The following is a 21,773-nucleotide window of genomic DNA, read 5'->3' on the forward strand; positions in this document are numbered from 1 at the left end:
CGAACATCCCCATATGTCCGGTTCCGTATGATCGACTTCCGCTACTCCGTTCGGAGGCCCGAGCCGGGTTCCGGTCGAATCCGGAATTGATCACGAGGCACCCGGACGGGCCACCGGTGATCAATTCCGAGGTGCCCGCGCATTCCTTCACGGAAATCCGTGCCACTGCCCGGAGCTCTAATGTGAATGCCGGACGAGCACCACGCCAATGTGACGCGGCAGTCATGTGTGACTCAGGTGGACCGGGCGGTGACGGGGGGTCGGGTGCGGCCGGACGAGGGCGGCTCGGTAACCTAAGGCCCGCTGACAGACACTTAGGGCGGCTTTATCGGCCGCTCCGCTTCGAGTCAAGGAGTTGCCGCCGCCGTGAGCAGCAGCCTTCGACGCGGTGCCCTCGCCGCCGCCGTCACCGCGTTCTCGATCGCCTCGCTCGCCGCGTGCGGCGCCGGCTCCAACGCCCAGACCCTGGAGATCAAGCCGGACAACGCTGCCACGAGCGTCGGCGACATCAAGATCCAGAACGCGGTCGTGATCACGCAGCCCGACCTCGAGTCGACCGGTCCGGCCGCGATCTCCGCGACCTTCTTCAACTCCGGCCGCACCGCCGAGACGCTGGAGTCCATCACCCTCCCGGGCACCGGCAAGACCGCCCAGCTGAAGCCCGCCAAGGGCGGCAGCCTCAGCATCCCGCCCGGCGGCTCGCTGATCCTGGGCGGCCAGAACAACGCCACGGCGATGCTGCCGAGCAGCCGCGAGGCGGTGCAGGACGGCAACGCGCAGAAGGTCACCTTCACCTTCAGCAAGACGGGTGCCGTGAGCCTGCGCGCCTTCGTCGTCCCCGCCGAGCACTACTTCAAGGAGTGGGGCCCGACGGAGGTTCCGGCCGCGCCGGGCGCCTCGTCCTCCCCGTCCGGTTCGCCGTCCGGGTCCCCCGCCGAGGGTGGCTCGGGCGCGCCGGAGAGCCCCGCGGGCGGTGAGACGCCGGGGGGTCACGGAGCGTCCGGCACGCCGACCGACGCGGCCTCGGCGAGCGCGGGCGCCGGGCACTGAGCAGTCAGTCGCAGAACGAAGGGCGGGCCCTCTCCTCGGAGAGGGCCCGCCCTTCGTCGTGCCGTCGTGCGCGGCCGGTCTACGGCTCGAACTTGTAGCCGAGGCCGCGGACCGTCACCAGGTAGCGCGGGGCGCCCGGGTCCGGCTCGATCTTGGCGCGCAGGCGCTTGACGTGGACGTCGAGGGTCTTGGTGTCACCGACGTAGTCGGCGCCCCAGACCCGGTCGATCAGCTGCATGCGCGTGAGCACGCGGCCGGCGTTGCGCAGCAGCATCTCCAGCAGGTCGAACTCCTTCAGCGGCAGGTCGATCTTGGTGCCGCCGACGGTGACCACGTGCCGGTCGACGTCCATGCGGACCGGTCCGGCCTCCAGAGCGGCCGGCGTGACCTCCTCAGGCTCGCCTCTGCGGCGCAGCACGGCGCGGATGCGGGCGACCAGCTCGCGCGAGGAGAACGGCTTGGTGACGTAGTCGTCGGCTCCTATCTCCAGCCCGACGACCTTGTCGATCTCGCTGTCCTTGGCGGTCACCATGATGACGGGGACGTTGGAACGGCCGCGCAGCTGGCGGCACACCTCGGTGCCCGGCAGGCCGGGCAGCATCAGGTCGAGGAGGACGAGGTCGGCGCCGTTGCGCTCGAACTCGTCGAGTCCGTCGGGCCCGGTGGTCGCGACCGCGACCTCGAAGCCCTCCTTGCGGAGCATGTACGACAGGGCGTCGGAGAAGGACTCCTCGTCCTCGACGACGAGCACACGGGTCACGGAAGGACCTCCGGGGCGGGAAGCGTTTCGTACGCGTTCGATTCGGGGGATTCAGGGGTGTACCGCCCGGCCTCCACGTCGAGGCCCGCGCCTCCTGCGCGTGTCTCTCGGGCGGACTGCTGATGTGCGCGGTCGCGGGCCGCACCGGCCTCCGGCAGCCGCAGGGTGAAGGTGGAGCCCTGGCCTTCGGCGCTCCACACCGTGACCTCCCCGCCGTGCGAGGCGGCCACGTGCTTCACGATCGCCAGTCCCAGTCCAGTACCGCCGGTGGCACGGGAGCGGGCCGGGTCGACGCGGTAGAAGCGCTCGAAGATGCGCTCCTTGTCCTTGTCGGAGATGCCGATGCCCTGGTCGGTGACGGCGATCTCGATGTGGTCCCCGCCGGGCGCGTTCACGCTGCGGGCCGCTATGCCGACGCGGGTGCGGGCGGGTGAGTAGTTGACGGCGTTCTCGACGAGGTTGCCGAGTGCGGCGGCGAGCTGGCCGCGGTTTCCCCAGACGCGCAGGTCGGCGGCGCCTCCCGCGGCCATGGTGATCTGTTTGGCGCCGGCCTGGTGCCGGCAGCGGTCGACGGCCTCGGCGACGAGCTCGTCGACCCGGACCGGTTCGGCGTCCTCCAGCGGGTCGTCGTTCTGCACCCGGGAGAGGTCGATCAGCTCCTGCACCAGGCTGGTGAGCCGGGTGGCCTCGATCTGCATGCGCCCGGCGAACCGCTCGACGGCCTCGGGGTCCTCGGAGGCGTCCATCACGGCCTCGGAGAGCAGCGAGAGGGCGCCGACGGGCGTCTTCAGCTCGTGGCTCACGTTGGCGACGAAGTCGCGCCGGACCGCCTCGATGCGGCGGGCCTCGGTCAGGTCCTCCACGAGGAGCAGCACCAGTCGGGAGCCGAGCGGCGCGACCCGCGCGGAGACGGCCAGGGCCTCTCCGCGTCCGGTGCCGCGCCGCGGCAGGTCCAGTTCGACCTGGCGTATCTCGCCGTCCCGCCGGGTGTCCCGGGCCATCTGCAGCATCGGCTCGACGGCGAGCTTGCCGCCGCGGACCAGGCCGAGGGCGTACGCCGCCGAGCTGGCCTTGACCACGGCGTCCGCCTCGTCGAGGACGACGGCGGACGACCGGAGGACCGACAGGACCGTGTCCACGCCCGGCGGGAGCACCGCGTCGGTGTGCAGCGAGCTACGGGTGGGGCGCTTCTGCTCGCGCTCACTCCAGCGGAACGCGAGCATGGCGATGACGCCGGTGAGCACCCCGGCGATCGCTGCCACTGCGGCGACCGCCGCGTTCACGTCCATGCACCCAGGTTAGGCATGGCTCGGGCACCCTCCACAGCCGTCGGGCTGCGAGCTCGAACACTCGTCGCCCAGAGTTCACCTTGGAGCCAGTATTGGTTCATTTGGGATGACGGAAACGGACGCGTAAGGGCCGGAACGTGGGAGCGTGGGGTTCGGACCGTTGGTAATACGACGGTCGTACCGCCGGTTGTCCGGTGGGCCCCGGCCCTTGGACCCCCGACTGAGACGCACGAGAGGGAAAGCCTGATGCGGGACGCGTACCACGAGGAACTGGACTCGATAAGCGACAGTCTGGTGGAGATGGCCCGGCTGGTCGGGTCGGCGATCGGGCGCGCCACGACCGCCATGCTCGACTCCGACCTGAAGCTGGCCGAGAACGTCATCGAGGCCGACCAGCGGGTCGACGAGCTCCAGCACGAGCTGGAGGCCCGGGCCATAGCCCTGCTGGCGCGGCAGCAGCCGGTGGCGACGGACCTGCGGATCGTCGTCACCTCGCTGCGGATGTCGGCCGACCTGGAGCGCTCGGGCGACCTCGCCCAGCACGTGGCGAAGCTCGCCCGCCTGCGCTACCCCGACCGCGCGGTCCCGAGCGACCTGCACGCCACCATCCTGGAGATGGGCCAGCTCGCGCAGCGCCTGATGGCGAAGGCCGCCGAGGTGATCATCACCAAGGACGTCGACCTGGCGCTCCAGCTGGAGCAGGACGACGACGAGATGGACCTGCTGCACCGCACGCTCTTCCAGCACCTGATGGACGACCGGTGGAAGCACGGCATCGAGACGGCCGTCGACGTCACGCTGCTCGGCCGCTACTACGAGCGGTTCGCCGACCACGCGGTGTCGGTCGCCAAGCGCGTGGTGTACCTGGTGACGGGCGAGCACGCGGACGAGCTCCAGGCGGACGCGCAGCCGGAGATCCAGGCGGTTCCGGGGGCGGAGAGCGCCTGACGGGTCGGGCCCGGGAGCGGGGCCGGGAGCGGGCTCGGGGTCGGGCCCGGGCGCGCGGGCGCCTCAATGCGCCGTTGATGCGCCCAGCGGCATGGGCATCCAATGGGCACAGGCACCAGCCTCTAGGAGGGACCCATGGCCGAATCCCCCAGCACGACGCCCGACCCCGCCCGGCAGCGCGAGACCGAGCAGCCCGCCGAGATCAGGAGCCTGCCCCTGATCGCCGCATGCGGCTGCGGCTCGGGCTGTGGCTGCGGGTGCCAGTCGGGCAGCCCCTGCCAGTGCGGCTGACGCCGGCGCAGAGTCGTTCTGTACGTCCTTCAGGGCCCCGGCGGTGTCGCCGGGGCCCTGCGGCGTGGAGCCCCGGGGTCGCCCGGGTGGCCGTACGGGCGGAGCATGGGAGGGAGGAAAGACGGCGCGGGCCGGCCCCGCTGCCGGAAGGAGGCGCGAGACATGCCCAAGTTCATGGACGTCCACAGCGGCATGAAGGGCATCACGGAGGAACAGCTGCGTGAAGCCCACAACGCGGACCTCGCGATAGAGAAGGACGAGCAGGTCCACTTCGAGATGGCCTGGGCGGACCCGGAGTCCGGCCATGTCTACTGCCTCTCCGAGGCCCCCTCGGCCGAAGCGGTCCAGCGCATTCACGAGCGTGCCGGGCACAAGGCGGACGAGGTGCACCCCGTGCCGTTGACGGTGCGGTGACCCACCGCACGCGGTCCGTCAGCGGCGCCGGCCGGCGTTGAGGCGGGCCGCCTGCCGGGTCAGGTGGTCGCGTTCGGCGAGGTTGGGCGCTTTGCGGGCCGCCTCGGCGTACAGGCGGGCCGCCGTTTCCGGGTCACCGTCGCGCTCGTGGAGGTAGGCGGCCACCGCCGCGTACCGGGGCAGTGCCTCGTCCAGAGCCGCGAGCGCCGCGAGTCCGGCGCGCGGTCCGTCGGCCTCGCCGATCGCCACCGCGCGGTTGAGCCGGACGACCGGGCTGTCGGTCAGGCGCACGAGTTCGTCGTACCACTCGACGATCTGCACCCAGTCGGTCTCCCCGGCGGTGGGCGCGTCGGCGTGGAGGGCCGCGACGGCGGCCTGCGCCTGGAACTCGCCCAGCCGGTCGCGGGCGAGGGCCGCCTGGAGGATCCCGATGCCCTCGGCGATCATCCGCGTGTCCCACCGGCCGCGGTCCTGCTCGGCGAGCGGCACCAGGCTGCCGTCCGGCCCGGTCCGGGACGCCCGCCGCGCGTGATGGAGCAGCATCAGGGCGAGCAGCCCCGCCACCTCGGGGTGGTCGATCGCGGCCGCGAGCTGCCGGGTGAGCCGGATGGCCTCGGCGGCGAGGTCGACATCGCCGGAGTAGCCCTCGTTGAACACCAGGTAGAGCACGCGCAGCACGGTCGCGACGTCGCCGGGCCGGTCGAACCGCACGCCGGAGACGGTGCGCTTGGCCCGGCTGATGCGCTGGGCCATCGTCGCCTCGGGCACGAGGTAGGCCCGGGCGATCTGCCGGGTGGTGAGCCCGCCGACGGCGCGCAGCGTGAGCGCGACCGCCGACGACGGCGTCAGCGAGGGGTGGGCGCACAAGAAGTAGAGCTGGAGCGTGTCGTCCACGCCGGGCGCGGGCCCGGGCGGCGGCTCGTCCTCGGTGAGGTCCTCACGCCGGCGGCGGGCGCTGTCGGCCCGCGCCTGGTCGAGGAACTTCCGCCAGGCCACGGTGACCAGCCACCCCTTCGGGTCCCGGGGAGGGGCCGCCGGCCAGACGCGGAACGCCTCGATCAGGGCGTCCTGCACGGCGTCCTCGGCCGCCGCGAAGTCGGCTCCGCGGCGGACGAGGATCGTGAGCACGCCGGGCGTGAGGCTTCTGACGAGGGCCTCGTCCATCGGTGGGGTCACTCCGTGACGGTGGGATGGGCGGCCAGGAAGGGGCGCACCTCCAGCCACTCGTGGATCGGCTTGCCGCCCGCCCCGGGGGCGGCCGACAGTTCCCCGGCCAGCTCGACGGCACGCTCGTAGCCGTCGACGTCGATGATCATCCAGCCGGCGATGAGGTCCTTGGTCTCGGCGAACGGGCCGTCGGTGACCGGCGGGCGCCCCTCACCGTCGTACCGGACCCATGCCCCCTCGGGGGCGAGCGCCTGACCGTCGACGAACTCGCCGGTCTTCTCCAGCCGGTCCGCGAAGTCCCGCATGTACTGCAGGTGCGCCGAGATCTCCTCGGGCGTCCACTGGTCCATGGGCACGTCGTTGACCGCTGCCGGGGCTCCGCGGTAGTGCTTCAGAAGCAGGTACTTGGCCATGGTGGCTCTCCTCGGTGCCGGTGCGACCCATCTTGGCCGCCTTCACCCCGGGGACGGAGCGGGGCACGGCTTCTCGACATCCCCGCCGAAGTTTTTTTGCGGGCTGGGCCGGTGCTCACTGCCCGACGCGGCCGTCGACCCGTTCGCGCAGGAGGTCGGCGTGGCCGCAGTGCCGTGCGTACTCCGCGATCTGCGCGACCAGGATGTCGCGGAGCTGGACCTGTCCGCCGGGTTCGGGGCCGTAGTCGGAGAAGCCGGTGTTGCGGGTGGAGAGGTCGGTGATGCCGGCCAGCCAGCGGTCCGTGCGCTCGGACTCGGCACGCCACTGCCGCCACGCCTCGTCCACGACCGCCGGGTCGGCGACGGCACCGTTGAAGTCGCCGTCCCGGTCCTCCTCCGTGCGGTACAGCTTCGGCGCGTCCTCGCCGGCCATCACCCGGCGGATATGCCGCTCGTCCTCCGTCAGGTGCCGCACCAGTCCGAGCAGCGACATCGTGGACGGCGGGCAGGACCGCCGGGCCATCTGCTCGGCGTCCAGGCCCGCGCACTTCATCTCGAAGGTGAGGCGGTAATTGCGCAGGTAGTCGAGGAGGATGCCGCGCTCGTCGACCGGCTGGGTGTCGGTCTCGCGGGGGTCGTCGTCGGGATCGACCCACATGTCGGGGTAGACGGTGGCCTTCGTCCACCGCGTCGTGTCCGATGTCGCCGACGCGGTGGATGCCGCTCGTTCGCCGGTGTGTTCGCCTGAGACCATGCGGGCATGGTGGACCGGGCGGGGTGGGGGCGCCACCGAATATCGGGGCGCCGGTGACCTCCGGTGCTGGTTCCTCGCCGGTCCGCGGGGGCGCGCCGCCCTGAAGGAGCACGCCCCCGCCGGGTCGGCCGGTCAGCGCCTGCTGGGGGCCAGGTCGGTGTTCATGACCTGCTTGGCGAGCTTCGGGCGTTCGACGATCAGGTCGGCGGCGATCGGATCGCGGAAGTACTTCCGGTACAGCTTGATGTAGGTGCCGTCGTCGATCATCGCGTCGATCTGGTCATCGATTGGTCGTCGATCTGGTCGTCGATGTCCGCGAGCGGCTCGGGATCGCCGTCCTTGCGCATCGGGAAGGCGCTGCCCCGTGTGGGTCGAGCTGCCCTGCCGCGTGGAGGATGACGGCGACCGGTACGAGGGGCCGGCCACGGCTGATTCCCGGGTGCCGGTCGAACCGCGGGCGCGGATCGACGTCGCACGCCTCTGAGCGGAGTAGGCCGTGCTGAAACGACGAAGTCGTCTGCCACACCGGGCTATCGTGCCGCCGTGACCAGCGCTGCGGAGCGTCCCCTCCTCTTCCTCGACGTCGACGGCCCGCTCATCCCGTTCGGATCACCGTCCGTTCAGTCACCCAGTGTTACGGCCGGCTCCCCTACCTGCCCCGATCGGGCCAACCCCCTGCTGGAGCGGCTCGACCCCGGGCTGGGCCCGCGCCTGCTGGCCCTGGGCTGTCAGCTCGTCTGGGCGACGACCTGGATGGAGGAGGCGAACGAGGTCGTCTCTCCCCTCGTCGGACTGCCGAGGCTGCCCGTCCTGGAGTGGCCGGACCCCTGCGCCGACAAGGGCCCGCACGGCCTGCACTGGAAGACCGGCCACATCGTCGAGTGGGCCGGCGGCCGGCCGTTCATCTGGGTCGACGACGAGATCGGCGCGATGGATCACCTGTGGGTCGAGGCGAGTCATCCCGGACCGGCACTGCTGCATCGCGTCGACCCGGCCAGGGGCCTCGTGGACGCCGACATCACCGCACTTGCCGACTGGCTCCGGGTTCGCACCCGTTGACTGCACGGGTCGGACCGCGGCGGCGCGCGGAAGATGCTCAGCCGGGCCGGCTTGCGGTGCTCATTCCGGTACGACGGTCCGGTCAGGCCCAGCTGCGGTTGAGGAACCCGGCGATCAGCGGGGCGATTTCGGGCAAGTGGTCCTCCAGGGCGAAGTGGCCGGTGTCGAACAGGTGCAGTTCGGCGTCCGGCAGGTCGGACAGATAGGCGAGCGCACCGGGTTCGGGGAAGAACGGGTCGCGGCTGCCCCAGGTGATCAGAGTCGGTGGCCTGTGCTTGCGCAGCCATGCCTGCCAGTCGGGGTAGGCGGCGATGTTGCTCTTGTAGTCGTAGGCGAGCGCGCGCTGCGCCTGCTTGCGGCCGGGCAGGTCGAGGAAATGCTGGTCGAGCAGCCAGCCCTCGGGGGCGATCATCTCGGGGTCGGCGGTGCCCAGCTCGTACTGGGCCCGGGTGGCGTCCAGGGTGAACAGGTCGAGGACGGCTTGCTCGGCGTCGGGGGTGTCGGGCGTGAGGGCGGTGAACTCGCGGGCTCCGTCCGACAGTCCCTCGGCGTACGCGTTTCCGTTCTGCACGATCAGGCCCGCGACACGATCCGGGCGCCGGAGCGCCAGACGGAAGCCGATGGGGGCGCCGAAGTCGAAGAGGTACATCGCGAAGCGGGTCAGGGCCAGGCGATCGGTGAAACGCTCCACGACATCTGCGAGCCGCTCGAAGGAGTAGACGAACCCGTCCGGGGCGCGGGTGTGCCCGAACCCCGGGTAATCGGGGGCGATGAGCCGGTAGTGGCGGCCAAGGGTGTCCATGAGGCGGCGGAACTGGTGCGAGGCGGACGGAAAGCCGTGCAGGAGCAGCACCACCGGGGCGTCAGGACGCTCGGGCAGGGACTCCCGGTAGAAGACCTTCACCTGATCGACTTCGACGAGCCGGTGGACGGTCCGGGCCGGAACAGCGATGCCTGGCGGCGTAACGGACATCGATCACATGCCTCCTTGGCAAGAAGATGCATTAGTCATAGCCTCGCCGCTGCTAACGCGTCAACCACGCGAAGTAGCATTAGGACATGGCTGACAGTGCACCGCTGACCGGTGAGGCCCTGGCCCTGGACCTCGTCAACACCCGCCCGATGGCGGCCGACGGGTACGTGGATCTGCTCGCCACCCCGCGACAGTTGTCCGACTGGCTGGCCCTGGAGGGGGACCGCGTCCGGGGAGAGGTCCGTGACAGCGCACCGACCTGGACCGACCTCGCCCCGGTCCAGGCCGTCCGAGCACACACCGAAGCCGTCGTCCGGGCACTGCTGGACCGAGCCGAACCTCCCGCGTCCGCCCTGCGCGGACTCACCGAGGCCCAGCGCGCGGCACCCCCCGTACGCGAACTCGACTGGGACGGCACCGCGGTCACGGCCGTCTCCCGCCGTAACGGCCCCCTCGGCATCCGCCTCGCCGCCCTGCTGGCCGAAGCCGCGGCCGAGGTGCTCAGCGCTCCGGCGATCGGCAGGCTCAAGGAGTGCGAGGCCGACGACTGCGTCATGGTGTTCCTGCCGTCACACCCCCGCCGCCGCTGGTGCTCCCCCACCCGCTGCGGCAACCGGACCCGCGTCGCCCGCTACTACCGACGCCACAGCTCGGGCGACGCGTCCTGAATCGGTTGCCGCCTCGGCTGGGACTGGCTCAGCTGCCCGGCAGAGCCGCCGATGCGGTAGTGGTGCGCCCGCTCGCCGGACACGTGCTTGCGGATATGGGTTTGTCGCGGGCCTGCTCGCCGGGCAGTGACGTCGGCCGGCCCCGGGTGCCACACCCTGACATCCGTCAGGGCCGCGGCGTCCCTGGCGCGGTCTACGATCCGTGGCGCTGACGCGGGGGAGCTCTTGGCCGCTACGGCATCAGCGGCAGGAGAAGTGAGCGCTCCGGTCGGGTAACGGCAGCAGCCGTGGTGACGCCGTTCCGCCGTCGGAACGGCTGCATCGGTTGCGACTACGGAGGAGGCCGAATGAGATTGGGAAGCATCAGAAATCGGGCGACGGCAATGGTCGTGACGATGATCGCCGCGGTGGCACTCGTTCCGCTGGCGGCGCAGGCACCAGCACAGGCAGCACCGAACGTTGCGACCGGCACGGCCGCATGGACACCGGAGATCTACCCGCTGTTCTCAGGCGAGTGGGTCAAGCGGGATGTGCCGGGTGACAAGCGGAGGGATGCGCTGATCGACTGCTCCCGGGCATCCGGGATCGCCTGCGTGGCGGTTGGTCAGGGCGACGGCAAGCACAGCATCTTCCACCTGTTCAAGTGCGATACGCGGTCGCTCTCGAACTTCATCGACGCGCTCTCTGTCCGCAACAACCAGACGGGCGGAGCCCAGGTCCGCTTCTGGGGTCCCACCTACTCGTACCACGCCCCCGCGGACGGCAACATCTACAACTTCCCGGACCACGCGACGTACGACTTCAATCGCCTCGACATCTGCTGAAGGCACACCGGCCCGGGCACGCTGATCATGGTGTCCGGGTCGGAAGCCTGTGCAGTGACGGCCGCGGGGCCCCATAGAGAGCCCAGGCCGCGAGAATGCCCCCGCCCCGCGCCGTATGCGCAGGTCGGGGGCATGATCACAGAACCTACTTCTTCTTGCCCTGGTTCTTGACCGCCTCGATGGCCGCTGCCGCCGCCTCGGGGTCCAGGTACGTGCCGCCCGGGTTCAGGGGCTTGAAGTCGGCGTCGAGCTCGTAGGAGAGCGGGATGCCCGTGGGGATGTTGAGGCCGGCGATGTCCGCGTCGGAGATGCCGTCCAGGTGCTTGACCAGGGCGCGGAGCGAGTTGCCGTGGGCCGCGACCAGGACCGTGCGGCCGGTCAGCAGGTCGGGGACGATCGCGTCGAACCAGTACGGGAGCATGCGGACGACGACGTCCTTCAGGCACTCCGTGCGGGGGCGCAGCTCCGGCGGGAGGGTCGCGTAGCGCGGGTCGGAGAACTGGGAGTACTCGGCGTCGACGTCGAGCGCCGGGGGCGGGGTGTCGTAGGACCGGCGCCACAGCATGAACTGCTCCTCGCCGAACTCGGCGAGCGTCTGGGCCTTGTCCTTGCCCTGCAGGGCGCCGTAGTGGCGCTCGTTCAGGCGCCACGAGCGGTGGACCGGGATCCAGTGGCGGTCCGCGGACTCCAGCGCGAGCTGGGCCGTGCGGATCGCGCGCTTCTGGAGGGACGTGTGGACCACGTCGGGGAGAAGGTCGGCATCCTTCAGGAGTTCGCCACCGCGGACTGCCTCCTTCTCGCCCTTCTCGTTGAGATTGACGTCCACCCAGCCGGTGAACAGGTTCTTCGCGTTCCACTCGCTCTCGCCGTGGCGGAGGAGGATCAGCTTGTACGGTGCGTCGGCCATGCCCAAGAGCGTAATCCACGCTTTCGCCCGTTCGCGTGGCTGCCCGGCAGGCGGACGTTTGACTGGATCTGTTAATTGAGTGGTCCCCGTCAACCAGCGGCTTGTAACTTGCGCTTGCCATCAGTGCTGCTTACAAGAGCGGCTGACAGCACAGCCGACGCTCGTCGCCTCCGGGGGGATCCATGCCGTACGTCCTGCGTGCCCGACGTGCCGTCCGGGAGACGGTCTCGGGTCTGCCCCGCGAGTTCTGGTGGCTGTGGACCAGCACGCTGGTCAACCGGCTCGGTGCCTTCGTCGCCACTTTCATGGCGCTGTACCTGACCCTCGACCGCGGCTACTCCGCCACGTACGCCGGTCTGGTCGCCGCCCTGCACGGGCTCGGCGGGGTGCTCTCCTCGCTGGGCGGCGGGGTGATGGCGGACCGGCTGGGCCGGCGGCCGACGCTGCTGATCGCGCAGGCCTCGACCGCCGTGTCCGTGGCCCTGCTGGGGTTCGTGCACGACCCGGTCGCGATCGCCGGGGTCGCCTTCCTGGTGGGCGTGGCGAGCAACGCCTCGCGGCCCGCCGTGCAGGCGATGATGGCGGACATCGTCCGGCCCGAGGACCGGATCCGCGCCTTCTCCCTCAATTACTGGGCCATCAACCTCGGCTTCGCCGTGTCCTCCATGGCCGCCGGGTTCATCGCCGAGGTCAGCTACCGCGCCGGGTTCCTGATCGAGGCGGGGATGACGATGGCCTGCGCGATCCTCGTCTTCCTGCGGCTGCCGGAGTCCAAGCCCGCCGAGCCGGCGGTGCGGACCGCCGCCCCGAAGGACTCCGTGAGCCTGGGCACCGTCCTGCGCGACGGGCGGTTCATGAGCGTCGTCGGGCTGTCCTTCCTGATCGCGCTGATCTTCCAGCAGGGGTCGGTGGGACTGCCGGTGGCGATGGGCGAGGCCGGTTTCACTCCGGCCGAGTACGGCATGGCGATCGCCGTGAACGGCGTGCTGATCGTCGTCCTCCAGATCCCCGTCACCCGCTTCATCGAGCACCGGGATCCCCGCCGGCTGCTGGTCGTCTCCTCCCTCCTCGCGGGGTACGGCTTCGCCCTCACCGCGTTCGCGGGGTCGGTGGGGGTCATCGCGCTCACCGTGTGCGTGTGGACCCTGGCGGAGATCGTCAATGCGCCCACGCAGACGGGTCTCGTCGTACGGCTGTCCCCGGTGCACGGACGCGGTCGCTACCAGGGCATGTACACGATGTCCTGGTCCGTGGCCGCCCTCGTCGCCCCGCTGCTGTCCGGGTTCGTCATCGACCGGTTCGGGGCGGAGTGGCTGTGGGGGTCCTGCGCGGTCCTCGGGACGGTGGCCGGGGCGGGGTACGCCGCGCTGATGCGGCGGATCACGGAGGACGGGGAGAAGGCGGAGGCGGGATCGGAGGCGGCGGACGGGCTCCGGGCGCTGCCGGCCGGACCCGGCAGGGGCACTCGAAGGAGCGGGACCCTGTGACCCCGCGGCACCCCGAGCGCCGCACCGAACGCCTGCGGCTGCGTCAGTGGAGCGAGGCGGACCTGGACGCGCTCGCGGAGATGGACGCGGACCCGGACGTCATGCGGTACATCGGTGACGGCTCGACCGGCACCCGTGAGCGCACCGCCGCAGCGCTGGGCCGGGTGCGCGCGGCCTGGGACGAGCGGGGTCACGGCCTGTTCGCCGCCGAGGAGACCGCGACCGGCGAGCTGGTCGGCTGGGTAGGGCTGGCCGTTCCGGCCTTCCTGCCCGAGGTCATGCCGGCCGTGGAGATCGGCTGGCGGCTTCGGCGCCGGTCCTGGGGCCGGGGCTACGCCACGGAAGCCGCACGCGAGGTCCTGGCGTTCGCCTTCGGCGAGGCGGAGTCGGAGTCGGGGTCGGAAGCAGAGGCGGACACCCGCCTGGAGCGCGTCGTCAGCATCTGCCACGTCGACAACCACGCCTCGCTCCGCATCATGACCAAGCTCGGGATGACGTACGACCGCACCACGCGCGTCCCCGCCCATGGGCAGCCGGTCCGGGTCATGGCACTCACGCGGGAGGAGTACCACTCCTCGGCATGACGGCGGCGTGACCTCATGGTCCCCCCCGCATCCGCACCGAGGTGCCGCGCGGCCGGCGCTGGCAGGTCTCCTCCTGGCCATCGACGAAGCCCGGTCGTCGGTTGGGTCCCGGACGACTTCTCCGGGCCGCCCCCTGACAGGCCGGGGATAGCAACCATTCCCTGCGGAGCTGGAACCCCCGGAAGCCGGCCGCGCGCTAGCGACCATAGTCCCGGGCACTGACAACGGGGCGGGAGCTCCGGCGTAATGCCCTACTTGCCCCACGCGGGCGCGTCCGTGCTACCCGTCCACGAAGCCGAGCTCCGTGTCCGGCCGGCACTGCGGGCAGGCCTTGATGCCCTCGGCGAGTGCGCGCCGGGCGTGGTCGCGGTCGACGCCCTTGCTGCGCCGGCCCGCGTTCCAGCAGCCGCCGACGTGGACGTACGCGGCCTCCTGTCCGGACAGACCGCGTTCGATCAGCCAGTCCGGCGCGGGCGGCCGGGCCAGCAGACCGTGCCGGCGTTCGGCCTGGCGGCGTTCCTCGTCCGCGATCCACCGACGGGTGCGTGCCAGGTCGCGTTCCTGCACGCGCTCCAGGAAGCGGAGCAGCGCGAGCCGCGACTCTGGATCGTTCATGCGTTCGATTCTAGGTTCGCCGTCGCCTCCGGCCCACCCCGGACCACCACCCGCGGCGGCACCCATTACCTCCGACGTCATCGACGCTCCGCCGGCGTCCCGGCAGGCTGGTCCCATGACATCCACTGACATCGCGGAAGCCACCCGTCTCACCGTCCAGAAGTTCCTCGCGCTCCGGCTCGCCGGCGACACCGAGGGGCTCACCGCTCTCTTCGCCGAGAAGGTCGACTGGGTGCTCGCCGAGAATCCGGCCGTGCCGTGGATCCGGCCCCGGTCCACGGGCGCCGAATGTGCCGCGCAGGGCGCCGAGTTGATGGAGTACACCGTGCCGGAGGACGCCCGGGCGTCCGTCGACGCCTTTCTCGTCGACGGCACCGACGCCGTGCTGACGGGGCACCTCTCGGGGACCGTACGCGCGACGGGCAAGTCGTTCGAGGGGCCGTTCGCGCTGCGGCTCACCGTCGAGGACGGGCGGATCACCCGGCACCACCTCTACGAGAACAGCCTGTCGATCGCCGAGGCCTGCACCCCGTGACCGCGCCGCCCCGCCGCCGGGCCAGGGCGTTCGCGGACCCTCAGTCCCCTCGCACCAGCCGCCAGTACTGCCGCTTCTCCTCGTCCCGTACGACCACCCCGAGCCGTAGCAGTTCCCCCCGCAATTCCCGCGCGTCCTTGGCGTCGTCCTCGTGTTTGCGGGCCTGCGCGCGGGCCCGCAGCAGGGCGTCCGCGCCCGGGGGCAGGCCGGGGGTGCCGGGGACCCAGCGGCGGAACGCGGCGCGGTAGGGGTCCTCCTCCGCCCACTCGTATCCGTGTTCCGCGAGGGCGGCGGCGAGGCGTCGCCAGGGCAGGCCGCAGTGCTCCCTCGCCAGTTCCCTGCCGTCCGGGCCGAGCAGGACGAGCTGCTTGCCGTCCCGGAACAGCACGGAGATCTCCTGGCGGGTGAACGCCCGGGAGCCGTCCCTGATGGCCAGGGTCACCTGGGTGCCGGAGACGCCGACCGACAGCGACTCGTGCACCGCCGTGAAGCCGAGCAGCAGGCCTCCGAGGACGCCCACCGCGATCGTGCCGAGGGTGAGGGCCGGTTCCGGGACCGAGGTCAGCAGTTCGGCCGGGCCTTCCAGCGGCGCCCACGGCAGGGTCAGCAGCCACCGGGCGAGGACCGGGAGCAGGGCGCCGGCCACGGCACCGCAGGCGACGCAGAAGAGCACGATGACCCAGGCCGATTCGGCGAGTTCCGTCGCCTCGCCCGGCCGCGGCCGGGAGCTCTTGCCCATGGAAACGTTCCTGGCTTCCTCCATGCGGCCAGTCTCTTCAGGAGCCGTCCGCCCTGTCATCAGTCGTTGGTCTACGCGGCTTCGACTTTGGTCTCACGGATGCATCCGCGCTCCCTTGACCACCTTGTCCACCGCGTTCCTCGGGCCGTGGACCGCTAGGCCGACCAGGTCCAGATCCGCCGTCGGCACCGCCCGTACGGCCGCGCGGTTGTCACGGTCGTTGCCCGTGGCGAAGAGGTCGGCGGTGAAGACGGCGCGGGGCAGGGCGCGGGCCAGGGCCCGGGTGTGAGCGGTGGCCAGGGTTTCCTTGGTGGCCTCGAAGACCATGACCGGCTGACGGAACATGGGGAGGTAGGGCACGCCGTCCGCGTCCTCGTACGGTTCGCCGATCACCTCGGGAAGCTGCGTTCCCAGGCCGCTGACCAGGAACGACGTCACGTTGAGGCGCTGCCAGGTTTCCAGGTCGGCGCGCAGCAGCACGGCGATCTTCGTGTCGAAGCGGATCGGCTCCGGGCGCGGGGGTTCGGTGCTCGTGTTCATGATCCGAGCGTGCCGGGCAGTCCCCGTCGAGGTCTTGTACGTTCTTTGCATGGCCTCCCAGCCCGCCCGGATCGTCTCCGCCTGGCGGCCCGCCGTCCCGGGTGTCGTCGAGGTCTTCCACGCGCGGTTCACCGAGTACGCGTATCCGATGCACGTCCACGACGCCTGGACGCTGCTGATCGTCGACACCGGCGCCGTGCGGTACGACCTCGACCGGCACGAGCACGGCACCCCGCACGACACCGTGACGCTGCTGCCGCCGCACGTGCCCCACAACGGCTCCCCCGTCACCCCGGAGGGCTTCCGCAAGCGGGTGCTGTACCTCGACGCGACGCATCTCGGCGACGAGTTCATCGGGGCCGCCGTCGACCGGCCCGACCTGCGCGATCCGCTGCTGCGGCGGCGCGTGGGGCAGTTGCACGGCACGCTGGGGCGCCCCGGTGAGGAACTGGAGGCCGAGAGCAGGCTGTTGTTCGTCGGGGAGCGGTTGCGCGGGCATCTGCGGGACGACCTCGCTTCCCCGCGGCCGGCCGATCCCGTTCTCGCGCGGCGGCTGCGCGAGTTGCTGGACGAGCGGATCGTCGAGGGCGTCGCCCTGCGGGAGGCCGCCGGGCTGCTCGGCGCCCATCCGGCCCACCTCGTAAGGGCGTTCAGCACCGCCTACGGCATCGCCCCGCACCAGTATCTGACGTCCCTGCGCGTGGGGCGCGCCCGGCGGCTGCTCCTGGAGGGGCGCTCACCGGGCGATACGGCGGTGGCGGCCGGGTTCTACGACCAGTCGCACCTCACCCGGCACTTCCGCAGGCTGGTGGGGGTGCCGCCGGGGCGTTACCGGGCGGGTCGGGCCGGTTAGCGCTCGGAGCGGGTCGGGCCGGTCAGCGGTCGGGACGGGCCGGGCCGGTCAGCGCTCGGGGCGCTGGGTCAGGTGCGCGAAGGCGTCCAGGTTGCGCGTGGACTCGCCCCGCGACACCCGCCATTCGTACTCCTTGCGGATCGCCGAGGCGAAGCCCAGCTCCAGCAGGGTGTTGAAGGCGCCGTCGGAGGCTTCCAGGACCTGGCCGAGCAGCCGGTCGAGCTCGTCGGGGGTGACGGAGGGCAGGGAGAGACGGCCGGTGACGTAGACGTCGCCGTGCTGGTCGACGGCGTAACTCACCCCGTAGAGCTTGAGGTTGCGTTCCAGGAGCCAGCGGTGGACGCCTTGTTCGTTCTCGTCGGGGTGGCGGATGACGAAGGCGTTCAGCGACAGGGAGTGGCGGCCGACGATCAGGGAGAGCGTCGTCTTGAGCTTGCGGGTGCCGGGGAGCTGCGCGACGTAGGTGCCGGGCCGGGGGCTCTCCCACTCCAGGTCGGCGTCCTTCAGCGCTCCCTCGACGACCTGGGCCGCGCGCTGTTCCTGATCGGTTTCACCCATGCAGCGAGCGTACGCGACGGCGGTACGCCTGCATCGCGGCCGTGTAGACGTCCGCCGTGGCGGCGGCCGCCGTGTCCCAGCCGAAGGACTGGGCGTGCCGGGCGGCCTGCCCGCCGAGCCGGGGCACCAGCTGCGGGTCGTCGGCGAAGTCGGACAGCACGCGCGCGTACTCGGCCGGGTCGTGCCCCTGGACGAGGAAGCCGGTGTGCCCGTCGCGCACGGCGACCGGCAGGCCGCCGACCGACGCCGCGAGCACCGGGGTGCCGGCCGCCTGCGCCTCTATGGCGACCAGGCCGAAGGACTCGCTGTAGGAGGGCATGACCAGCACGGAGGCGGCGCGGAACCAGTCCGCCAGCTGCTCCTGGCCGACCGGCGGGCGGAACCGTACGACGTCGGCGATGCCCAGGCGTGCGGCGAGCTTCTGCAGGCCCTCGGGCTTGGCGAGGCCGCTGCCGGAGGGGCCGCCGACGACGGGGACGAGGATGCGCGAGCGCAGTTCGGGCCGCCGGTCGAGGAGGACGGCGACGGCGCGCAGCAGCACGTCCGGGGCCTTCAGGGGCTGGATGCGGCCCGCGAAGAGCGGGATCAGCGCGTCCTGGGGCAGGCCGAGGCGGGCCCGGGCGGCGGCGCGGCCGTCGGCGGGCGAGAACCGGCTGAGGTTCACGCCGGGGTGGACCACGGCGACCTTGTCGGTCTCGGCCGCGTAGTGCCGAACGAGTTCGTCGGCCTCTTCGGTGGTGTTGGCGATGAGCCGGTCGGCGGCGGCGACGATCTGTGTCTCGCCGATGACACGGGCGGCGGGCTCGGGGGTGTCGCCGACGGCCAGGTTGGCGTTCTTGACCTTGGCCATGGTGTGCATGGCGTGGACCAAGGGGACGCCCCAGCGCTGGGCGGCGAGCCAGCCGACATGGCCGGAGAGCCAGTAGTGGGAGTGGACCAGGTCGTAGTGGCCGGGGCGGTGGTGGGCCCAGGCCTGCATCACGCCGTGGGTGAAGGCGCACAGCTGGGCGGGCAGGTCCTCCTTGTTGAGGCCCTCGTAGGGACCGGCGTCGACGTGCCGGACGAGGACGCCGGGGGCCAGCTCGACGGTCGGAGGGAGGGCCGCCGCGGTCGCGCGCGTGAAGATCTCGACCTCGACGCCGTGCGCGGCCAGGCGCTGGGCGAGCTCCACGATGTAGACGTTCATGCCGCCGGCGTCGCCGGTGCCCGGCTGGTGGAGCGGGGAGGTGTGCACGGAGAGCATGGCGACGCGGCGGGGCTTGCGGTGCAGCCGGAGGCGCGGGGACGACGACGCGGAGCGCCTGCCGAGCCTGCCGATGTACTGGCTCACGTGGCGTTCCTCCTCTCTCGGGGCATGCCTTCCGCAGGGCGCACGCTGCCCTCCGACGGAGTCCAACACCGGAAGCAGGTGCTCCATTTCCCGATTCGGCAGTTTTACCGAATCATTACCGCTTGTCGCTCAACCGTTCGAGGGTATGGATGTCCGTGCCCGTAGGCCGACGAGGTGTGACCAGGAGGTGAACTCCGCTCGACGACTCCGGTCGGCTCCCCAGGTCGCGGAGCTGAAGCGGCGCCCCGGCCGGGAGCTCCGGATCGACGGCAGCGCCCGCCTCGCCCAGCCCCTGCGGCGGCCGGGCCGGTCGACACGCTCCGGCCGGCGCCCCACCTACCGGCGGCGGCACCTCGCGCCCTGACAGCACCGGAGGCCGCTTAACCTCGTACGCATGACACCCCGCGCAGCCGCCCGCCCCTTCGGCACGGTGACGCGCGGGACGACCAACCCCAATCGGCTGCGCCGTATGGACCGCTGGATCGCGGCCACGCACGGCGCCGAGCTGCGCCGCGCCGCCGACCCGGTGGCGGTGGACCTCGGGTACGGCGCCGCCCCCTGGACCGCCGTCGAGCTGCTCCAGCGCCTGCGCACCGTCGCGCCACGCGCGCGTGTCGTGGGCGTCGAGATCGAACCGGCACGGGTCGCGGCGGCGCTGCCCTACGAGCGGCCGGGGCTCGTCTTCCGGCACGGCGGCTTCGAGATCCCGATCCCGCAGCGGCCCCTGCTCGTCCGCGCGGCGAACGTGCTGCGGCAGTACGAGGAGGGCGAGGTCGCGGCCGTCTGGCAGCGGCTGTGCGCGCGGCTCGCACCGGCCGACCCGGCGACCGGGTCGCGCGGCGGGCTGCTGGTCGAGGGTACCTGCGACGAGATCGGGCGCCGGCACGTCTGGGTCGCGCTCGGCCCGGAGGGACCGCGCACGGTCACCTTCGCGACCCGGCTGGGCTCCCTGGAGCGCCCCTCGGACCTGGCGGAACGGCTGCCGAAGGCACTCATCCACCGCAATGTCCCGGGCGAACCGGTGCACGCCTTCCTGCGCGACTTCGACCGCGCCTGGGCCGCCGCCGCGCCCTACGCCTCCTACGGCGCCCGGCAGCGCTGGATCCGGGCGGTGCGCGACCTTACGGCGGACTGGCCGGTGACGGACGGGCCGGTGCGGTGGCGGCAGGGCGAAGTGACAGTGCGGTGGGGGGCGTTGACCCCGGGGGCCTGAGCCTGATTGCCGCGGTGCGGGCGGGGTCCGTTGCCCTCCGGGCGGGGTCCGTTGCCCTCCGGGCGGGGTCCGTTGCCCTCCGGGCGGGGTCCGTTGCCCTCCGGGCGGGGGCTGTTGCCCTCCGGGCGGGGGCTGTTGCGGTGCGGGCGGGGGCTGTTGCGGTGCGGGCGGGGTCCGTTGCCCTCCGGGCAGGGTCGTCACTCTCCCCGGTCGGCCCCGCTGCGGTCAGGTCACCGCCCGATGGAACGATCTCTTTGAGTCGTTCGTCACACACACCGGGGAGATCGCATGCCGGGGGCATGACGGCGAGGGGGCGGCGGGAAGTACTACCACTGTCGCTTTCCGGACGGACATGGCAGCATCCCCAGGCGAACCGCACGTTACTGACGGTTAATCAGTTGGGGGCTGAGGTATGGGAACGGGCAAGCGTGGCCTGATCGCTACGGCGCTGGCCGTGGTCTGCGCGGTCACGGTGCTGGCCGCACCGGGCACGGCGTTCGCGAACCCCACCCCCTCCCCCACCCCGAGCACGGGCCCGGCCCTCGCGGCCGGCAAGGACCTCGAAGCCGTCCGCCAGAAGCTCGACAAGCTCTACCGCGCCGCGGGCCGCGCCACCGACGAGTACAACGCCGCCGAGGAGAAGGCGGACAAACAGTCCGCCGAAGTCGTCGAACTGGCCAAGAAGATCGTCAAGGGCCAGGAGAAGCTCCGGAAGCTGAAGGACCGCGCGGGCGCCGCGGCAGCCGCCCAGTACCGCGGGGGCGGGCTCCCGCCCGAGGCCCACCTGGTCCTGAGCGACGACCCGCAGGACTTCCTCGACGGCGCCGGCCGGGTCCGCGAGGGCCACCACGCGACGAAGGGCCTGCTCGGCGAACTGACCCGCACCCAGGAGGACTTGGAGCAGTACGCGAAGGACGCCTCCGCACAGTGGAAGAAGCTGGAGGCGGGCCGCAAGGCCAAGGCCGCCGCGCAGAAGAAGATCGAGAAGCAGATCGCGCAGGCGGAGAAGCTCGAATCCGCGCTGCAGAAGGAGGAGCAGGAGCGCCTCGCCGAGCTGGAGAAGGAGGCGGCGAACAAGGCACAGACCGCCTGGCTCGACTCCGGCATCCTCGACGAGATCGACGGAAAGGCCTCCGAGCAGGGCAAGAAGGCCGTGCAGTACGCCACGGCCCAGATCGGCAAGCCGTATCAATGGGGCGCCGAGGGCCCGAAGACCTACGACTGCTCGGGGCTGACGTCACAGGCCTGGATATCCGCCGGCCGCGGCATCCCCCGCACCTCGCAGGAGCAGTGGAAGCGGCTGCGGCACATCGCCGTCCAGGACATGCGTCCCGGCGACCTCATCATCTACTTCGGCGACGCCAGCCATGTCGCGATGTACATCGGCGACGGGGCGATGGTGCACGCGCCGCGGCCCGGGCGTACGGTGACGATCGCGGGGGCCGGTTCCATGCCCATCCTCGGGGTGGTCCGGCCGGACCCGGACACCGGCGCCAACTGATCGCCGACGACGGCCTGAAGACGGCGGCGGGGAGGCGGCGGCCTGAAGACAGCGCCTGAAGACAGCGGCTGGAACACGGCAGCCTGAAGTCGGCACACCGGATATCGGACACCCGCGGTGACCTGGCCCACGTGACCCACCGCACGCCCCACCGCGGGCAAACCGTGCGCTGACGTGACGTTCGTCATTCCCGCAGCATCTCCGAGCTGTCCAACTGCTGCACATATCGCGGCATATGACACTGGCCGATGGCACAGCGGCGTGGCTCACACCATTCCAATGCGGCGCCGACACCCGCTAT

General features: G+C 71.6%; 27 protein-coding genes. 14 read left to right on the forward strand and 13 right to left on the reverse strand.

The genetic code is table 11. The features are described 5' to 3' along the window. The first annotated feature begins 366 nt into the window (after window positions 1-366). Window positions 367-1,050 carry a copper chaperone PCu(A)C domain-containing protein gene (locus RFN52_RS18235; RefSeq protein WP_184847694.1) on the forward strand — a complete coding sequence of 228 codons (684 nt, stop codon included), beginning with the start codon at window positions 367-369 and terminating at the stop codon, window positions 1,048-1,050. A 79-nt stretch (window positions 1,051-1,129) separates the two neighbouring features. Here the strand turns inward: RFN52_RS18235 and phoP are convergent, their stop codons facing one another. Both phoP and phoR read right to left on the reverse strand, forming a co-directional pair. Then, window positions 1,130-1,801 (reverse strand): two-component system response regulator PhoP, encoded by a 672-nt coding sequence (gene phoP, locus RFN52_RS18240; RefSeq protein ID WP_020271862.1) that lies wholly within the window; start codon window positions 1,799-1,801, stop codon window positions 1,130-1,132. A 5-nt stretch (window positions 1,802-1,806) separates the two neighbouring features. Then, entirely contained in the window at window positions 1,807-3,099 is a 1,293-nt protein-coding gene (gene phoR / locus RFN52_RS18245; RefSeq protein ID WP_184847695.1) for a two-component system sensor histidine kinase PhoR, read from the reverse strand. A 246-nt stretch (window positions 3,100-3,345) separates the two neighbouring features. Between phoR and phoU the strand changes: the two genes are divergently transcribed. The 3 genes from phoU to RFN52_RS18260 all read left to right on the forward strand — a co-directional run bounded on the left by phoU (window position 3,346) and on the right by RFN52_RS18260 (window position 4,752). Further along, complete coding sequence (gene phoU, locus RFN52_RS18250) at window positions 3,346-4,047, forward strand: phosphate signaling complex protein PhoU (RefSeq protein ID WP_184847696.1); 702 nt, start codon at window positions 3,346-3,348, stop codon at window positions 4,045-4,047. A gap of 135 nt (window positions 4,048-4,182) precedes the next feature. Continuing rightward, window positions 4,183-4,338, forward strand: coding sequence for a hypothetical protein (locus tag RFN52_RS18255; RefSeq protein ID WP_167345925.1), 156 nt, complete (start codon window positions 4,183-4,185; stop codon window positions 4,336-4,338). Window positions 4,339-4,500: 162 nt separating this feature from the next. Then, on the forward strand, window positions 4,501-4,752 hold the full coding sequence (locus RFN52_RS18260) for an SCO4226 family nickel-binding protein (protein ID WP_102909218.1): 252 nt from the start codon (window positions 4,501-4,503) through the stop codon (window positions 4,750-4,752). Between the two features lie 18 nt (window positions 4,753-4,770). On the opposite strand, the gene RFN52_RS18265 is transcribed toward RFN52_RS18260, so the two are convergent. From RFN52_RS18265 to RFN52_RS18280, 4 genes are all read right to left on the reverse strand, one after another. Then, the gene (locus RFN52_RS18265) at window positions 4,771-5,916 is read right to left on the reverse strand and encodes an RNA polymerase sigma factor (protein ID WP_184853945.1); all 1,146 of its coding nucleotides are present in this window, start codon (window positions 5,914-5,916) and stop codon (window positions 4,771-4,773) included. A gap of 8 nt (window positions 5,917-5,924) precedes the next feature. Continuing rightward, a complete protein-coding gene (locus RFN52_RS18270; RefSeq protein ID WP_184847697.1) occupies window positions 5,925-6,332 on the reverse strand; it encodes a YciI family protein in 408 nt (135 codons plus the stop codon). Window positions 6,333-6,447: 115 nt separating this feature from the next. Next, on the reverse strand, window positions 6,448-7,086 hold the full coding sequence (locus RFN52_RS18275) for a DinB family protein (protein WP_374050161.1): 639 nt from the start codon (window positions 7,084-7,086) through the stop codon (window positions 6,448-6,450). A gap of 132 nt (window positions 7,087-7,218) precedes the next feature. Then, window positions 7,219-7,353, reverse strand: a complete 135-nt coding sequence (locus RFN52_RS18280) for a hypothetical protein (protein WP_311240989.1) — start codon at window positions 7,351-7,353, stop codon at window positions 7,219-7,221. Window positions 7,354-7,629: 276 nt separating this feature from the next. On the opposite strand from RFN52_RS18280, the gene RFN52_RS18285 reads away from it, so the two are divergent. Then, window positions 7,630-8,145 carry an HAD domain-containing protein gene (locus tag RFN52_RS18285; RefSeq protein ID WP_184847698.1) on the forward strand — a complete coding sequence of 172 codons (516 nt, stop codon included), beginning with the start codon at window positions 7,630-7,632 and terminating at the stop codon, window positions 8,143-8,145. A gap of 82 nt (window positions 8,146-8,227) precedes the next feature. On the opposite strand, the gene RFN52_RS18290 is transcribed toward RFN52_RS18285, so the two are convergent. Continuing rightward, window positions 8,228-9,118: an alpha/beta fold hydrolase gene (locus RFN52_RS18290; protein ID WP_184847699.1), complete on the reverse strand. Its 891-nt coding sequence runs from the start codon at window positions 9,116-9,118 to the stop codon at window positions 8,228-8,230. An 86-nt stretch (window positions 9,119-9,204) separates the two neighbouring features. On the opposite strand from RFN52_RS18290, the gene RFN52_RS18295 reads away from it, so the two are divergent. After that, window positions 9,205-9,786: a CGNR zinc finger domain-containing protein gene (locus tag RFN52_RS18295; RefSeq protein ID WP_184847700.1), complete on the forward strand. Its 582-nt coding sequence runs from the start codon at window positions 9,205-9,207 to the stop codon at window positions 9,784-9,786. A gap of 389 nt (window positions 9,787-10,175) precedes the next feature. Then, window positions 10,176-10,610: a hypothetical protein gene (locus tag RFN52_RS18300; protein WP_184847701.1), complete on the forward strand. Its 435-nt coding sequence runs from the start codon at window positions 10,176-10,178 to the stop codon at window positions 10,608-10,610. A gap of 145 nt (window positions 10,611-10,755) precedes the next feature. Here RFN52_RS18300 and RFN52_RS18305 read toward each other — a convergent pair whose 3' ends face one another. Continuing rightward, window positions 10,756-11,517 carry a phosphoglyceromutase gene (locus RFN52_RS18305; protein ID WP_184847702.1) on the reverse strand — a complete coding sequence of 254 codons (762 nt, stop codon included), beginning with the start codon at window positions 11,515-11,517 and terminating at the stop codon, window positions 10,756-10,758. A gap of 182 nt (window positions 11,518-11,699) precedes the next feature. Between RFN52_RS18305 and RFN52_RS18310 the strand changes: the two genes are divergently transcribed. Together RFN52_RS18310 and RFN52_RS18315 are read left to right on the forward strand one after the other, a co-directional pair. After that, entirely contained in the window at window positions 11,700-13,004 is a 1,305-nt protein-coding gene (locus RFN52_RS18310) for an MDR family MFS transporter (RefSeq protein ID WP_184847703.1), read from the forward strand. Further along, window positions 13,001-13,588: a GNAT family N-acetyltransferase gene (locus RFN52_RS18315; RefSeq protein WP_184847704.1), complete on the forward strand. Its 588-nt coding sequence runs from the start codon at window positions 13,001-13,003 to the stop codon at window positions 13,586-13,588. The genes RFN52_RS18310 and RFN52_RS18315 overlap by 4 nt, the downstream gene beginning before the upstream one ends. A 279-nt stretch (window positions 13,589-13,867) precedes the next feature. On the opposite strand, the gene RFN52_RS18320 is transcribed toward RFN52_RS18315, so the two are convergent. Beyond that, window positions 13,868-14,203, reverse strand: coding sequence for a DUF6233 domain-containing protein (locus RFN52_RS18320; protein ID WP_184847705.1), 336 nt, complete (start codon window positions 14,201-14,203; stop codon window positions 13,868-13,870). 115 nt (window positions 14,204-14,318) lie between these two features. On the opposite strand from RFN52_RS18320, the gene RFN52_RS18325 reads away from it, so the two are divergent. Further along, on the forward strand, window positions 14,319-14,738 hold the full coding sequence (locus RFN52_RS18325; protein ID WP_184847706.1) for a nuclear transport factor 2 family protein: 420 nt from the start codon (window positions 14,319-14,321) through the stop codon (window positions 14,736-14,738). Between the two features lie 40 nt (window positions 14,739-14,778). Here RFN52_RS18325 and RFN52_RS18330 read toward each other — a convergent pair whose 3' ends face one another. Beyond that, entirely contained in the window at window positions 14,779-15,501 is a 723-nt protein-coding gene (locus RFN52_RS18330; protein ID WP_184847707.1) for a YqeB family protein, read from the reverse strand. A 69-nt stretch (window positions 15,502-15,570) separates the two neighbouring features. Then, a complete protein-coding gene (locus RFN52_RS18335; RefSeq protein WP_184847708.1) occupies window positions 15,571-16,017 on the reverse strand; it encodes a DUF2000 domain-containing protein in 447 nt (148 codons plus the stop codon). Window positions 16,018-16,066: 49 nt separating this feature from the next. On the opposite strand from RFN52_RS18335, the gene RFN52_RS18340 reads away from it, so the two are divergent. Next, window positions 16,067-16,870 (forward strand): helix-turn-helix transcriptional regulator, encoded by an 804-nt coding sequence (locus RFN52_RS18340; protein ID WP_184847709.1) that lies wholly within the window; start codon window positions 16,067-16,069, stop codon window positions 16,868-16,870. A 48-nt stretch (window positions 16,871-16,918) separates the two neighbouring features. Here the strand turns inward: RFN52_RS18340 and RFN52_RS18345 are convergent, their stop codons facing one another. Continuing rightward, window positions 16,919-17,428, reverse strand: coding sequence for a type III secretion system chaperone family protein (locus RFN52_RS18345; protein WP_184847710.1), 510 nt, complete (start codon window positions 17,426-17,428; stop codon window positions 16,919-16,921). Then, a complete protein-coding gene (mshA, locus tag RFN52_RS18350; RefSeq protein ID WP_184847711.1) occupies window positions 17,421-18,758 on the reverse strand; it encodes a D-inositol-3-phosphate glycosyltransferase in 1,338 nt (445 codons plus the stop codon). The genes RFN52_RS18345 and mshA overlap by 8 nt, the downstream gene beginning before the upstream one ends. A 187-nt stretch (window positions 18,759-18,945) precedes the next feature. Between mshA and RFN52_RS18355 the strand changes: the two genes are divergently transcribed. From RFN52_RS18355 to RFN52_RS18365, 3 genes are all read left to right on the forward strand, one after another. Continuing rightward, entirely contained in the window at window positions 18,946-19,122 is a 177-nt protein-coding gene (locus tag RFN52_RS18355; protein WP_311240990.1) for a hypothetical protein, read from the forward strand. Between the two features lie 30 nt (window positions 19,123-19,152). Continuing rightward, the gene (locus RFN52_RS18360) at window positions 19,153-19,971 is read left to right on the forward strand and encodes a class I SAM-dependent methyltransferase (RefSeq protein WP_184847712.1); all 819 of its coding nucleotides are present in this window, start codon (window positions 19,153-19,155) and stop codon (window positions 19,969-19,971) included. Between the two features lie 412 nt (window positions 19,972-20,383). Next, window positions 20,384-21,472: a C40 family peptidase gene (locus RFN52_RS18365; protein ID WP_184847713.1), complete on the forward strand. Its 1,089-nt coding sequence runs from the start codon at window positions 20,384-20,386 to the stop codon at window positions 21,470-21,472. Window positions 21,473-21,773 lie beyond the last annotated feature (301 nt).

The organism is Streptomyces collinus, assembly GCF_031348265.1.
GTDB lineage: Bacteria > Actinomycetota > Actinomycetes > Streptomycetales > Streptomycetaceae > Streptomyces > Streptomyces collinus.